Source organism: Paenibacillus sp. FSL H7-0943 (assembly GCF_037963265.1).
GTDB lineage: Bacteria > Bacillota > Bacilli > Paenibacillales > Paenibacillaceae > Paenibacillus_AQ > Paenibacillus_AQ odorifer.
This window is the reverse complement of record NZ_CP150148.1, coordinates 5500191-5513975: the sequence shown is the minus strand read 5'-3', so window position 1 is coordinate 5513975 and position 13785 is coordinate 5500191. Positions and strand designations below refer to the sequence as shown.

Genomic DNA, 13785 nt, shown 5'->3' with positions numbered 1-13785 from the left:
ATGGATGACCTAAATCGGGGCGGGAGCACCGCCCCTCTTGCGACATATACCGAAGCGGTTAACTGGATCAAGGGCCTGATTCCTTTTGGAATCCGGCCAGGTTTAGACAGAATTGAGATGTTGATGGACAAGCTGGGAAACCCGCACCGTCGGCTGAAATTTATTCATGTGGCGGGTACCAACGGCAAAGGCTCCACCTGTGCTTTTTTGACAAGCGCACTTTTGCAAAGCGGCTATTCTGTCGGCACCTTCACGTCTCCGTATATTACGAAGTTCACGAACAGGTTCCAATATAATAATACGGACATTCCTGAAGAAACTCTTCTTGAGCTAGTGAATACCCTTCGTCCTTTGGTAGATGAGATTGCAGAAACGGAATTTGGCTCACCAACGATGTTTGAGGTAACTACAGCTGTGGCCATTCTATTTTTTGCGGGTGTTTCTTGTCCGGATGTTGTCGTATGGGAGACTGGGCTTGGGGGAAGGCTGGATGTAACGAACATCGTTACTCCGATCGTGTCGGTGATTACAAATGTCGGCCATGATCATATGGATATTCTGGGAGATACGCTTGAGAAGGTTGCAATGGAGAAAGCCGGGATTATCAAACCCGGTGTACCTATTGTTAGCTGCGTAAATCAACCGGAAGTCGTGGCTGTACTCAAGGAGAAAGCGGCGGCTTGCCGCTCTACTCTTTATCTTGCCGGAGAAGATTTTAGCTATGAAGCTACTGGAATCCATGGGGATGTGCAGACCTTTAACTTTAAGGGTCCCTTCCGTTCGCTTGAACTTGGGATTGTGATGAAAGGCGAACACCAGATTAGCAATGCGGCAGGAGCCATGATGGTTCTTGAAGTTTTGCGCCAGTATATGGCGTTCATGCTAGAGGATGAAGATGTTCTGGAAGGATTGCGTCATGCATTTTGGGCTGGAAGGCTGGAAGAGGTAAGTAAATCTCCGAGGATCGTACTGGATGGAGCACATAATCCGGAAGGCGCGGAGAGCCTTGCCAAAAGCCTGCCACAGCTCTATAAATACGGTAAATTAAATTTACTTATGGGAATGATGGCAAATAAGCATCATGAATCCTACTTTAAGCATATACTGCCTATAGTGGATACGCTCATCCTGACCGAACCGGATTTCCAGAACAAAATGGACGCGGAGCATCTGCAGGTTATCGCAGAAAGTCTGCGGGATAAATATGCCAAGGAAAACTTGGTAATCATAGTAGAACATAATTGGGGAAAAGCGCTGCAACAACTGAAGTCGATTACAGCGGAGGATGACCTTGCCGTCGTATCTGGTACGCTGTATTTGATTTCTGACGTGCGCGGTACACTTTTGCAGCAACCCGATACTGAAAAAGGCTGGTGACGACTGTTGGATACTACTGAACGTGTGCATTTTATAGGGATCGGCGGCTACGGTATGAGCGCGATTGCCCGAGTGATGCTAGAAATGGGATATACGGTTACGGGCTCCGATGTGGCTGCCCAAGAATTGACGGATAAATTGATTGCTAAAGGTGCCAAGATTTATATTGGGCATACAGCAGAACAAGTAAAAGGTGCGGATCTCGTCGTGTACTCTACGGCTTTGTCCAGCGATAATGTGGAATGGGTGGAAGCAGAGCGTCTTAAGATTCCAATTCTGCACCGCTCACAAATGTTAGCCCGTTTATTGAACGAACGTAAAGGGGTAGCTGTTGCCGGAGCGCATGGTAAAACAACTACATCCTCTATGATCGCACTTGTAATGGAAGAGTGTGAAGTTGATCCTACGTATATTATTGGCGGAGAGATTATGAACGTCGGTACGAATGCAAAGGCAGGACAAGGCGATTATGTAGTGGCGGAAGCGGATGAGAGCGATGGCTCTTTCTTGCACTATCACCCTTGGCTTGGAATTGTCACGAATGTGGAAGCAGATCACTTGGAGAATTATGGCGGAGATTTTAACCGTCTCAAGGCTGCTTATGTACAGTTTATGAACCAGACCCGTGAAGACGGCACTGCGATTGTGTGTGCAGATGACGAGAACGTGATTTCTTTATTGCCTGAAGTGTCAGGTAAGGTGATTACTTACGGCATCAAGTCGAAGACTGCAGATTATATTGCCACAGACATCGTTCTTGGCGACCGTCAGGTTTCGTATACGATGAACCATAATGGCGTAGTATTGGGACAAATTGAACTATCCGTGCCAGGCCAGTACAATCTGTATAATTCAATGGCTGCGGTTATCGCTTGTTTGAAGTCAGGAATCTCTTTTGAAAAAATCGCTGAAGCGATCGTGAAATTCCATGGTGCGAAGCGCCGTTTTCAAGTGCTCGGAGAAGTCGATGACATTCTGGTCATCGATGATTATGCGCATCACCCAACTGAAATTCAGGCGACAATCAGTGCTGCTAAGGCAACGGGGAAACGGATTATTGCCGTATTCCAGCCTCAGCGGTATACACGTACGTTCTTCCTGCTAGATGCCTTCAGCCGCGCCTTTAGCGAAGCAGATGAGGTGATCATCACCGACATCTACTCTCCGGCAGGTGAGAAGCAGATTGAGGGGGTTACATCTGCGAAGCTGGTTGAGCTTATTGTGCAGAACAGTAACGCTGGTGCAAGACATCTGCCAACCAAAGAAGATGTGCTTGCTGATCTGAAACCTCGTATTGCCCCAGGTGACCTAGTTATTACGATGGGCGCAGGCGATATCTGGAAGGTTGGATACGCATTGGCGGACGGCTTGAAGAAGCGTTAATACAAACACAGGCCTACACGAGAATATTCATATTCTCTTGACCATAGCACTTCCCCCCGAGCTCCGTGCAGGGGGAAGTGCTTTTTTGTATACTTAAGCGGTGTATGTACATTCTAAAAAATGAAATAAATAGGGTATTTGCTGAACCAGCCATTGAGTGCTATAGTGCTGTCAGTAGAGGATCAATTTTTCCGTGTAGGTGGTGACTCATGGACTCCCAGCTTGATATCAAAACGTTAGTGTATTTATTTATTTTTGGAAATCTATTTATATTGCTGCTGATAACCAATTACCGGAGGAGCGCTCCTAAAGACAGGGCATCCACCTTATTCATACGCTCAAAGGCGGTGCAGTTGCTCTTCTGGTGTTCATTATTATTATGGGGTCATATCCCCCGCGCTTTATCCATTCCACTTAGCAACGCTTTGATTCTTTTAGGCTGCTGTCTGGAGATTATTTCTTTATTGCTGATGATGGGAATCCTTGGTCAGCGGATAAAGTTGTATTACATAACGCTTTCCATACTTAGTTCGATTACTTTTAGTATTGTAGCGATCTTCTTCCATCATTCCAGCTGGCGCATAGCCTGTACCTCATTATGGTCGATACTGTTTATTGTCTATCCAGCTTACCACCTCACGGGGAACCCCAAAGGCACCCCTCTTCAGAAGATACTCGGAATATTGTTTTACGCTTTTGCAGGGATTATGCTGCTCCGCGCGATTGTTGCATTGATCTGGGAGCCAGAGATGAACGTGTTCACAACTAATCTTTCGCAGTATTTATATTACCTGGGGATGTATTTATTGTTGATTGTGGGAGCCGCAGGCTTTATTCTACTTTCTAACGAGCATTCCTTTGTAAAACTGAAACGAATCGCTAGCTACGATGATCTGACTGGAATCCTTAACCGTGGAGCATTTCTTGAGGAAGCTGAGGTACGGCTTGAGAAGGCAGTTGCTGAGCAAGAGTACTTCTCGTTTATGCTGCTGGATTTGGATCATTTCAAAGAAATCAATGATACATACGGCCATGATACCGGCGATGTTGTTCTGGAAGAATTCGCATTGACGATTAAGGACAACCTCGAAAACAGCGATTTATTTGGCAGGCTTGGCGGCGAGGAATTTGCAGTTATCCTTTGCGGGCTGGATGAAGCTAGCTGTGACCGGAAAGCTGAAGTGTTACGAAAGGCAGTAATGAAGACGCCTACACAAAAACTTTTACAAGGCTATACAGTTAGTATAGGTGTAATTACAATCATACCGGATCAGGAGATCTGGATAAATAAGCTGTACAAGCTGAGCGATAAAGCGTTATACCAAGCCAAACAAGAAGGAAGAAACCGAGTGGTCAGATACAATTATATTTATTGAGCATGGAGAATACAGGGGGTGAAATTCACTAACATGCATCTGGATCTCAAGACACTGCTGGTCTGCCTCTTTATGTGGCAATCCTTTACGGTATTGCTTATTGTCGTCTATCGTTTGCGTTACGCGCAGGAGCGGACTTCTACCTTGTTTGTCACGGCAAAATATTTGCAGCTGGCAGCTTTAATTCTCCTTTTGCTGAATGATTTCACAGACTCACGACTTCCCATTCCAATCAGTATGCTGCTTGCTTTAGCTGGAGGTACGCTGGAAAGCTTAGCGCTTCTGATGCTTCTCAGAGTTTTTGGGAGTAGGATTGAACGATATTATACGATCCTGTTCGGAGTATCCATTGTCATCGTAGTGCTACTGCATATAATTATGCCAGATGAGCGGTTGGTTATGGCTGCAACTTGTCTATTTGGGATTATGATCATAGCTTTGCCAGCTTATATATTAGCTGTGAAGATTAGAGAAACCTCTCTCCAGCGAACCATAGGATTGTTGTACTTTGTTGTAATTTTAGCGCTGGTTAGCAAGGGACTTGAACCGTTTTATTCGATGTTAGGATGGAATGCACAGACCTCTCACTGGCTGCAGATATTTTTTTATCTGGGGATTTATTTGCTTATGTTCTTAGGAACTGCAGGAATCATGCTGCTTTATAGGGAGGATTCCTTTACAGAATTGGAACGGGTGGCCACTTATGATGTGTTGACAGGTATTTTGAATCGCAGATCCTTTGTACAGCGCGCCCGGCCTTTAATAGCTGCCTCAGCAATGAAGAAGCTGCCGTATTCTTTTTTACTGCTGGATGTGGATCACTTTAAACGCATAAACGATACCTACGGCCACAATACCGGCGACCATGTTCTGAAGGATCTGGCTCATAAAATAAAACAACAGCTTGGCAATGGTGATCTGTTCGGAAGATTCGGTGGTGAGGAGTTCACTGTGCTGCTGCATAGAGCCGATGAACAAAACAGTGATATGATTGCAGAGCGGATGCGCACAGCCGTTACAGGGGCGGTCATTCATGGTGTACCCTTGCATTACACGATAAGTGTTGGCATCATCACGGTGGATTCAGGTGAACGATACTCATTGAACACTCTTTATAAACTTAGTGACACTGCATTGTATCAGGCTAAGAAAAAGGGCCGGAACTGTGTAGTTAGAAGCTACGACAACTAAAGTGTCTTCCTTTCGACATTAAGCGAGGGAGATGCTTTTTTTGTATGCAAAGAGTCGTAGTACATATTACCTAACGATTACGAATTCTATCCATAGAGCAATTCATGATTATGTATGGCGTCAAAAAAGGGGTTTTAGTCTATATTTTAGAAAATGTGGCGTTTTATAAGGGTAAATCGTGATGAATTTCTGGAAACTCAGAAAAAAACTTAAAAAATTTTAGACTTCTCCTATAAATCGACAAAACTTTTAAGTGAAATGAGTTACTATTGAACTGCATCTAAAGTTTCAGTTAGTAGATGGGGGTTTTTATTACAAAATACAAGGAGCCAGAGTCATGCGAGAAAGAATGCTGTTCCTATCAGCCCAGAATCAAAGCGCAGAGGATCTAGAAGGAGAAATGAGAACAGGGAGTATTCTCGAGATTTTGCTTGGGAAATTTGATATAGATTTGCTGACGTACGGCAGTGCCAACCAAACCGTATCTATAAATGAGCGGACGGCACTTACGGTTCATAACATTAATGAAGATTATACGACCTGGAGGCCAATGCTGCGCCCCTTACATAAACTGCGGAATTTCTCGAACTTAAGTCATATAGATAAAGATATGAAGAACACTATTTTGGAGCTTTGCCGTTCCAATAATTATAAGCATGTATTTATATCGCATGTCCTATTGGGTAAATGCATTGATATGGTGCGGAACTTGCTTCCAGAAGCCAGTGTGATCACAGATACCTATAGTTTTGCAAACGGAAGCGGAGGATCTGCCGGAGAGGCAGGAAAGTTAAGCAGGAAGAATCCATATAATAAACTCAATGCCGCTTGGGATCGTAGGAATAAACGGCGATTAATGAATAAGACGGGACTACTTTTAGCAACCTCGGAATGGGATGCACTAGCGTTCAAATCTCTATCATTTGCCGATGCCCGTAAGGTTCATGTTGTCCCCCATTTCATCAAGATGAATGAGTATGAGACTTTTGCAGAGCCTGTGACTAAAGAAAATTCAATTGTGCTGCACTGGAATATGAATATGAGACTGGGAATAGATGCAGCCCGAGTATTCTTTAAAAAAACCTATCCCATGATTAAAGAACAAGTGCCTGATATCAAAAGTTACATTATCAGCTCAGAGGTTCACCCAGAGGTCATGACTTTGATTAAGGAAGATGAATCGGTCATAGTCACTGGACCAGTAAATTCCTCTACTGAATACATACGACGGTCTAAAGCTGTTCTGGTGCCCATCCTTGAAGGCTGCGAAGTTTCTAGAAATATACTGGAATCCTGGGCGCTAAAAACCCCGGTGGTTACTAGCTCAATCATGTGTGAGAAGCTGAATTGTGAGCATAACCGAAATATTTTGCTGGCTAATACCTCAGTTGAGGTTGTTGGAAGTGTACTGAATTTACTGAAAAATCCTGAGCTTGGTGCCATTATTGCGGATCGTGCGCATGAGACTTTGTTGAAAAATTACGAAATGAATCATGTTAAGAGTAAGATTCTTAGTCTTGTATAGAGGGTTGTCAGACATGATGCTTGCCGCTCTGGACAACGAATAACCCGCGAGGACCCTTAAAAGTCCTACGCGGGTTATTTGTTGACAGGATTTTAGAGTAAGTTGCGGCGCAGTTCTTCTGGTGATTTCGGAGACAACATTCCAAGTGGAATATCGAATACAGTACGAGCTCCACTTTGACCTTCTTGACTCATACGCTGAGCAGCTCTGGCATAAGCCACAAGCACACTAGCCGTAAATTCAGGATTGCTCTCCAGCTTCAGGCCAAATTCAACAATTTGTTTCGTGCCTTCTCCTGTTACCCCACTGCGAATAACAAACCCGCCGTGCGGAATACCGCTATGCTGAGCTGCCAGTTCTTCTTCAGTGATGAAAGTAACCGTAGTATCATAATCTGCAAAATAGTTCGGCATATTCACGATTTCTTCGCGAATGCGCTCTTGATCTGCACCAGCCTCAGCTACTACAAAACACTCTCTAAGATGTTTTTCACGAGTAGTAAGTTCTGGTGTTTCACCCGCACGGATGGCCTCGATAACCTCTTGTACTGGAACAGTATATTGTACGCCACCTTTAACGCCTTCTACTCTGCGAATGGCATCGGAGTGACCTTGGCTGACGCCTTTACCCCAGAAAGTATATTCTTTACCTTGTGGCAGAATAGCTTCAGCTAGCAGACGGTTCATGGAGAACAGGCCTGGATCCCAGCCCGTAGAAATTACGCTGAGTGTTCCGCCTTGTTTAGCTGCGGCATCAACGGTCGCAAAGAACTCAGGGATTTTGGCATGAGTGTCAAAGCTGTCCACGGTATTAAACATCCGGGCAATAGCTGGTGTCTGTTCTGGCAGATCGGTAGCCGATCCTCCGCACAGAATCATAACATCTACTTTTCCCTTATATTGTTCGACGGCAGAGATATGCTCGAATTTCACACCGGTTTCACCGGCTTCTAGTTGTCCAGGCTCTCTGCGCGTAAAGATCGCAACCAGCTCGATATCTTCACTTTGGTTAATAGCCTTACGTACACCTTTTCCTAAATTACCGTAGCCCACAATTGCTGCTTGAATTTTTTGTTTCAGAAAAAGCCCTCCTAAACTGTAATGAACTAAAATCCTATTTCTAGCTTAACTAGTATAGTGCACACTTTTAGCTCTTTTTATATAGTATATAAAAGTTACATGTAATGTAAACTGAATCCGTATAACTTTCATTATTCATTTGGCTATAAAAATAGCATATCTCTCTATTGTCTATCATATATTTCCATATAGATTAGATGAGGTGAGGTGTTACTGTTGAATAACGGAAGAATGACATTCCGATTTGACGCGAATAAGGACGAGCCTAAGCCAAAACCGCAGGTAGTGGAGCGCTGGTCCAGTGGCGGACTGGGTACAGCTGAAGAATATGCAGAGGAGTTGCGCAAGGAGGTCGGTCCAGCACAGCAGCATACTTGGGTGCAAGAACCTGATCTACGGTCTACGCGTGAGGCACCGCCGGAGGATGCTTACGACTATTACTCAGGAACTGTAGATCCACGCCAGCAAGAATGGGACGAACAGGATAGAGATTTCAGAAATACGCAGCAATCGTATCTGCTCTCAGATTTGGTACTGGATGATAGAGATAAATCAGCAGAGGTTTATACGGGAGGTTATGGGGGCTCATATCATACTCGTCGCCCATCGTATTGGTGGAAATTATCCCTGTCTGTGGTGGGGGCCATCGGCACAGGTCTACTGCTAGGGTATGCGGCGCTTTCCTTTTTTTATGGAGGAAACATGGACAGTAGTTCAGGAAACGGGATAACAGATACATTGGCTACTTCAGGGCAGACTTCCGGAGCTAATGATCCAGCAGGTGTAGGAACCTCGGGATTGCCGGTTACGGGCACAGATGATGCTGGCAAAAACAGTATTCCTGTTCAAGTGGCTGCGCAAAGCTACTACCTGCTGCAGTATGGCGTATTCAGTACGCCGGCAGGCGCGGAACAAGCTAGACAAGAGCTGTTGGACGCTGGTTTGGCTGCGGGCTTGGACCCTGCTGACGGAAATCGTGTATATGCCGGAATGTCCTCTGACCGTGAACAAGCTAAGCTGCTCAGCAGTGGACTGAAGAATCAAGGGATTGAGCTTTATGTAAGAGAGGTGGATCTTCCCGGAGTGGAACGATTAGGATTTGCCGGAAATGCGGAGGCTGTGAATAGTTATTTTGCGGTGAGTGGACAGTTGCTCAGTGAACTAAGCAGTCAATCCGCTTCTTTACTCAGTGGCGGACAAACGGATGCGGCAGCTAATACCTCAGCTGTGAGTGATCTTCATCTCCAATGGAGTGAAGCTGTTAAAGCTCTGGAGCAAGGCATAACGCCTGAAGCCAAAAGCATTTGTGCAGCGCTAGAGAAATCTATGAGCCAAGGAATTTCAGCACTGAGTGAATATAACAAGAACAAGGCGCAAGCCCTGCTTTGGGAAGTGCAGGAATCCATGCTGAGCTTCTTGACCAGCCAAAAACAGCTGCTGTCTGCTATGAATTGAATGCTTGGATTGCGGATTCAAAATAACAACAAGTCTCCGGGGAATTGGGGGCTTGTTGTTTTTTTCGGAGAGGGGTATCGTTCCGCAACTTTTAGGGCAAAAGGTGGTAAACATTACCGTAGGGGATTTTACGTTTGTATTGATCACCGTTTCACCGTATAATAATTAGGGTGTCAAAAAATGGCGAGGGAAGACTGAGATGAAGAAGAAAAATGTAGGAACACTGCTGTTATTTCTAATTCTAGGCTGGCTGGCTGGAGCCTGGATCGCCAAGCTGCTGCAGCCCGTAAAGGCTCTGTCTTTTCTAACAACATCGACTGTGCTCAAATGGTCTCCGCGAGCCGATTTAGACATCATAACCTATGACATCACTATTCATTTGAAATTGTGCATGCTTAGTCTCGCCGGTATTATTACAGCTGTATGGCTGTACCGCAGACTGTAACTCTCGTTACTTAGCAAGAAGGGACGTTTACAACGTGGACAACTCACCACTCATTATTCTAGCCTCAGGTTCACCGCGTCGACGTGAGCTGTTATCCTTACTGGGTTTACCCTTTGAGGTCATTACCAGCGAAGCTGATGAGAGCACACCGCCGGATTGGACGCCGGAGAGAATCGTGCGCAGTCTAGCTTTGCGAAAAGCAGAAGCCGTAGTAGCTACAGCCGGAGAGCGTAACGCAGTCATTATAGGAAGCGACACAATTGTTGTACTAGATGATACTGTGCTAGGCAAACCGGTGGACAAGCTGGACAGCAAAGCGATGCTTACCAGACTTCAGGGCCGAGCTCATAAGGTATACACGGGTGTAGCCTGCCTCGGACTCCCGAATGGGAAGACTATAGTGGAGCACCGTGTTACTTCCGTAACGATGAGGGCAATGACTGAAGAGGAAATTGCTGCTTATATAGCTACGGGAGAGCCCGCTGATAAGGCTGGCTCTTATGCGATACAAGGGCTTGGGTCCATTTTGGTGGAACGAATTGAAGGCTGTTATTTCAATGTAGTCGGATTGCCTTTGTCGCTTCTTGGCGAAATGCTATCCGAGTTCGGTATAACTGTATTGAGCCGGTAGGAAGCCTGGGGAAAGAGGGATAGGGATGGAGTCGCAACCAATTATGCTGCGGGACCTCCCCCATGAAGAACGACCTAGAGAGCGCATGATGCATTATGGGGCGGAATCATTAAGTCAAGCGGAGTTGTTAGCCATTCTGCTGCGTACGGGAACACGCCGCGAGTCGGCTATTCATATTGCACAGCAGATGCTGGGGAAGATCGGTGGCCTGCGTGGGCTAGTTGACCTTAGCATCGAAGAACTGACTAAAATCAACGGTATCGGTCCTGCCAAGGCCGTACAACTAAAAGCAGGCATCGAACTGGGAAGGCGCCTTGCGAATTCCAGGTTCAATATGCCGGTCATTATCCGCTGTCCTGGGGACGCTGCTGAGATTCTGACTGAGCAATTGCGTTATTTGCAAAAGGAGCATTTTGTCTGTCTGTTTCTGAACACGAAGAATCATGTGATTGGACAAGAAACATTGTCCATGGGCAGCCTGAATGCTTCGATCGTTCATCCTCGTGAGGTATTCAGAGCAGCTATAAAATGCAGTAGCGCCTCTATTATATGCGCGCACAATCATCCTAGTGGTGATCCAACACCTAGTCCAGAAGATATTTCCCTAACTGCTAGATTGCTTCAGGCAGGTGAGATTATCGGAATAGATGTGCTGGACCATCTAATTATCGGAGATAGCAGTTTCGTAAGCTTGAAAGAAAAAGGACATATGTAATATAAATGTAGATTTACTTAGGAAAAGGAGAAATTAGCATGTTGGGTGGTTTCACAAAAGATTTAGGAATTGACTTGGGGACAGCGAATACGCTTGTCTACGTACGCGGTAAGGGCGTTGTTGTAAGAGAGCCTTCCGTTGTAGCCATTAACACTGATACTAAGACGATTGAAGCCGTGGGTGAATCCGCCAAAAAAATGATCGGTCGTACACCTGGAAATATCCGTGCGATCCGTCCGATGAAAGATGGCGTTATCGCTGATTTTGATACAACGGCTACGATGATTAAATATTTTATTCGTCAAGCACAGAAACAGCGTTCTATGTTCCAGCGTCATCCTAATGTAATGGTCTGCGTGCCATCTGGCATTACTGCTGTAGAGCAACGTGCGGTAGAAGATGCTACCAAACAAGCTGGCGCTCGCGAAGCTTACATTATCGAAGAGCCTTTTGCTGCTGCTATCGGTGCGGATCTGCCAGTATGGGAGCCTACAGGTAGTATGGTTGTAGATATCGGTGGAGGTACAACTGAAGTTGCCGTAATCTCACTCGGCGGCATTGTTACTAGCCGTTCAGTGCGTGTTGCAGGTGATGAAGCGGATGAGTCCATCATTCAATACATCAAACGTCAATACAATCTGATGATCGGTGAACGTACTTCGGAGCAGCTCAAAATGGATGTTGGCTCTGCCCTTCCTCTTGAAAAGGCTGAAACCATGGAAATTCGCGGCCGTGATCTCGTAACAGGTCTGCCAAAAACACTTACAATTACTTCTGATGAAATCTGTGAAGCTTTGTCTGACACAGTGAATGCTATTATTGAAGCTGTTAAAGTAACGTTGGAAAAATGTCCGCCAGAGCTTGCAGCAGATATTATGGATCGTGGAATTGTTTTGACAGGTGGGGGAGCTTTGCTTCGCAACTTGGATAAGCTGCTTGCACGTGAGACGGGAATGCCGGTTATTGTTGCTGAGAATCCACTGGACTGTGTAGCTATTGGAACCGGTAAGGCACTTGAGAACATTCATTTGTTCAAGAGCCGCAGCGGATCCAGTCTTCGTTCGAAGAGATAAGATGATGTTCTACCACTTGTGTAAGTCAACCCCTGTTATGGGAGAAATACTGTTGTTAGAGGGTGTTGAAACTGTTTAAACTCTTAAGCAATAAACGTCTGTTTATTCTGTTGATTACACTGGTGCTGTTCATTGTGGTAATGGGCTTCAGCTTGGCAACAAGGAAAGGCTTGTCCTGGCCGGAGAACTTTCTCAGAGATTCGACTGGTTTCGTGCAAAAAATGTTCTACAAGCCCGCTGGATATGTAGCGGGCTTGTTTGAAGATATTGGAAATCTGAGTGATCTTGCTAAAGAAAATGAACAGCTTAAAATTATGGCTGCCCAGTATGCACGTGATAAAGCCCAGTATAATTTCGTCAAGGCAGAAAATGAATCATTGAAGGAGAAATTGGACTTCACTAATGCCCAGAAAGAATTGTATAAATATGAATATCGTATTGCGCAGGTAGTTAGCCAGACTACAGAGCCAAGCAATAGTACGATTGTTATCGATTTGGGCTCCAAAGATGGGGTTAGACCTAATATGTCCGTGATTTCCGTCGATGGTATGGTAGGGGTTATTAGTCAGGTGAGCAATTTCACCTCCACGGTGAAGCTGATGACAATGATGGATACCAATGATCCTAATTCCCAGCCGCCTATTGCGGCAACTGCCTTAAATAAAGAGGGTAAGTCCTTTGGGATGATTGAGAGTTATAATCCAGAGACGAACAGACTGCTGATGACTAAGATTCCACCGGGTGATCCTATTGCGGCGGAGGATACTATTCTGTCTTCCGGTATTGGAGGGTTGTATCCAAGGGGATTGACAATAGGCACAGTTGAAAGCGTCGATGTTGGTGAATTTGGATTAACCTCCACAGCAGTGATTAAGCCTTCAGCAGAATTTCAGGACTGGAAGCAGTTGATTGTTGTGTTTACGGAGGAGCGTGCTGAATAGTGAATATGCGCAGATCAGTTCTTGTTCTGTTACTGTTCCTCTTATTTATTGTGGAGGGAACCATCTTACCTTGGCTGATTCCAGATGTGTGGCAGATGCGAATCATTCCGAATTTGGTTTTTGTTGTGTTATTGTTCGTGACTATATATCATCATCGGCATACAGCACTTATATTGGGATTATGTTTTGGAATGCTGCATGATGTCGTTTTTTACGGCAGAATTCTTGGAGCACACTCTTTTGCGATGGGATTGTCGGCTTATTTAATCGGCCTTTTATTTCAGATTCCACGTGCTCCGCTGCCCCTTATGATGACTGTGGTTCTGCTTGGAAGTCTACTTGAGGATAGTATACTATTTGGTATCTATAGTGTATTTAATCTTAATCAAGAACCTTATAGCTGGGCGATTTTGAATCACATGCTGCCGACGATGCTTTTTCATTTTGCCATCGGGCTACTCTTCTACATACCGGTTCGGCGCCAGCTTGAGCTAATCAAGAAAGAAACGAATAAGGAAGAAGCGGCTTAAAGAGCTTCTATTTTCTTTCTATACAAAGCAGGAATTTAAGGGGCCCGGCACGAATGAATGAGGA

General features: G+C 45.2%; 13 protein-coding genes. 12 read left to right on the top strand and 1 reads right to left on the bottom strand.

Going from position 1 to position 13785, the window contains the following annotated elements; genetic code table 11:
- The 5 genes from NSQ55_RS24195 (at position 1) to NSQ55_RS24175 (ending at position 6852) form a co-directional block, all read left to right on the top strand.
- The gene (locus NSQ55_RS24195) at positions 1 to 1377 is read left to right on the top strand and encodes a folylpolyglutamate synthase/dihydrofolate synthase family protein (protein WP_339169470.1); all 1377 of its coding nucleotides are present in this window, start codon (positions 1 to 3) and stop codon (positions 1375 to 1377) included.
- A gap of 6 nt (positions 1378 to 1383) precedes the next feature.
- Positions 1384 to 2760, top strand: coding sequence for a UDP-N-acetylmuramate--L-alanine ligase (gene murC / locus NSQ55_RS24190; RefSeq protein ID WP_036685137.1), 1377 nt, complete (start codon positions 1384 to 1386; stop codon positions 2758 to 2760).
- A 209-nt stretch (positions 2761 to 2969) separates the two neighbouring features.
- Positions 2970 to 4136 carry a GGDEF domain-containing protein gene (locus NSQ55_RS24185; protein WP_339169468.1) on the top strand — a complete coding sequence of 389 codons (1167 nt, stop codon included), beginning with the start codon at positions 2970 to 2972 and terminating at the stop codon, positions 4134 to 4136.
- A gap of 18 nt (positions 4137 to 4154) precedes the next feature.
- A complete protein-coding gene (locus NSQ55_RS24180) occupies positions 4155 to 5327 on the top strand; it encodes a GGDEF domain-containing protein (protein ID WP_139329949.1) in 1173 nt (390 codons plus the stop codon).
- 337 nt (positions 5328 to 5664) lie between these two features.
- Positions 5665 to 6852 carry a glycosyltransferase gene (locus tag NSQ55_RS24175; protein WP_076194482.1) on the top strand — a complete coding sequence of 396 codons (1188 nt, stop codon included), beginning with the start codon at positions 5665 to 5667 and terminating at the stop codon, positions 6850 to 6852.
- A gap of 92 nt (positions 6853 to 6944) precedes the next feature.
- Here NSQ55_RS24175 and NSQ55_RS24170 read toward each other — a convergent pair whose 3' ends face one another.
- Positions 6945 to 7931, bottom strand: a complete 987-nt coding sequence (locus tag NSQ55_RS24170; protein WP_038573038.1) for a diaminopimelate dehydrogenase — start codon at positions 7929 to 7931, stop codon at positions 6945 to 6947.
- A 216-nt stretch (positions 7932 to 8147) separates the two neighbouring features.
- Between NSQ55_RS24170 and NSQ55_RS24165 the strand changes: the two genes are divergently transcribed.
- The 7 genes from NSQ55_RS24165 to mreD all read left to right on the top strand — a co-directional run bounded on the left by NSQ55_RS24165 (position 8148) and on the right by mreD (position 13721).
- Entirely contained in the window at positions 8148 to 9386 is a 1239-nt protein-coding gene (locus tag NSQ55_RS24165; RefSeq protein WP_339169465.1) for an SPOR domain-containing protein, read from the top strand.
- Positions 9387 to 9585: 199 nt separating this feature from the next.
- Positions 9586 to 9831 carry a DUF4321 domain-containing protein gene (locus NSQ55_RS24160; protein ID WP_036685144.1) on the top strand — a complete coding sequence of 82 codons (246 nt, stop codon included), beginning with the start codon at positions 9586 to 9588 and terminating at the stop codon, positions 9829 to 9831.
- A 34-nt stretch (positions 9832 to 9865) separates the two neighbouring features.
- Positions 9866 to 10462 (top strand): Maf family protein, encoded by a 597-nt coding sequence (locus NSQ55_RS24155; protein WP_339169463.1) that lies wholly within the window; start codon positions 9866 to 9868, stop codon positions 10460 to 10462.
- A 25-nt stretch (positions 10463 to 10487) separates the two neighbouring features.
- Positions 10488 to 11177 (top strand): DNA repair protein RadC, encoded by a 690-nt coding sequence (gene radC, locus NSQ55_RS24150; RefSeq protein ID WP_036685147.1) that lies wholly within the window; start codon positions 10488 to 10490, stop codon positions 11175 to 11177.
- Positions 11178 to 11215: 38 nt separating this feature from the next.
- On the top strand, positions 11216 to 12250 hold the full coding sequence (locus tag NSQ55_RS24145) for a rod shape-determining protein (RefSeq protein ID WP_036685150.1): 1035 nt from the start codon (positions 11216 to 11218) through the stop codon (positions 12248 to 12250).
- Between the two features lie 62 nt (positions 12251 to 12312).
- Positions 12313 to 13191, top strand: a complete 879-nt coding sequence (mreC, locus tag NSQ55_RS24140) for a rod shape-determining protein MreC (RefSeq protein ID WP_076303227.1) — start codon at positions 12313 to 12315, stop codon at positions 13189 to 13191.
- Positions 13191 to 13721 (top strand): rod shape-determining protein MreD, encoded by a 531-nt coding sequence (mreD, locus tag NSQ55_RS24135; protein ID WP_080742577.1) that lies wholly within the window; start codon positions 13191 to 13193, stop codon positions 13719 to 13721. The genes mreC and mreD overlap by 1 nt, the downstream gene beginning before the upstream one ends.
- Positions 13722 to 13785 lie beyond the last annotated feature (64 nt).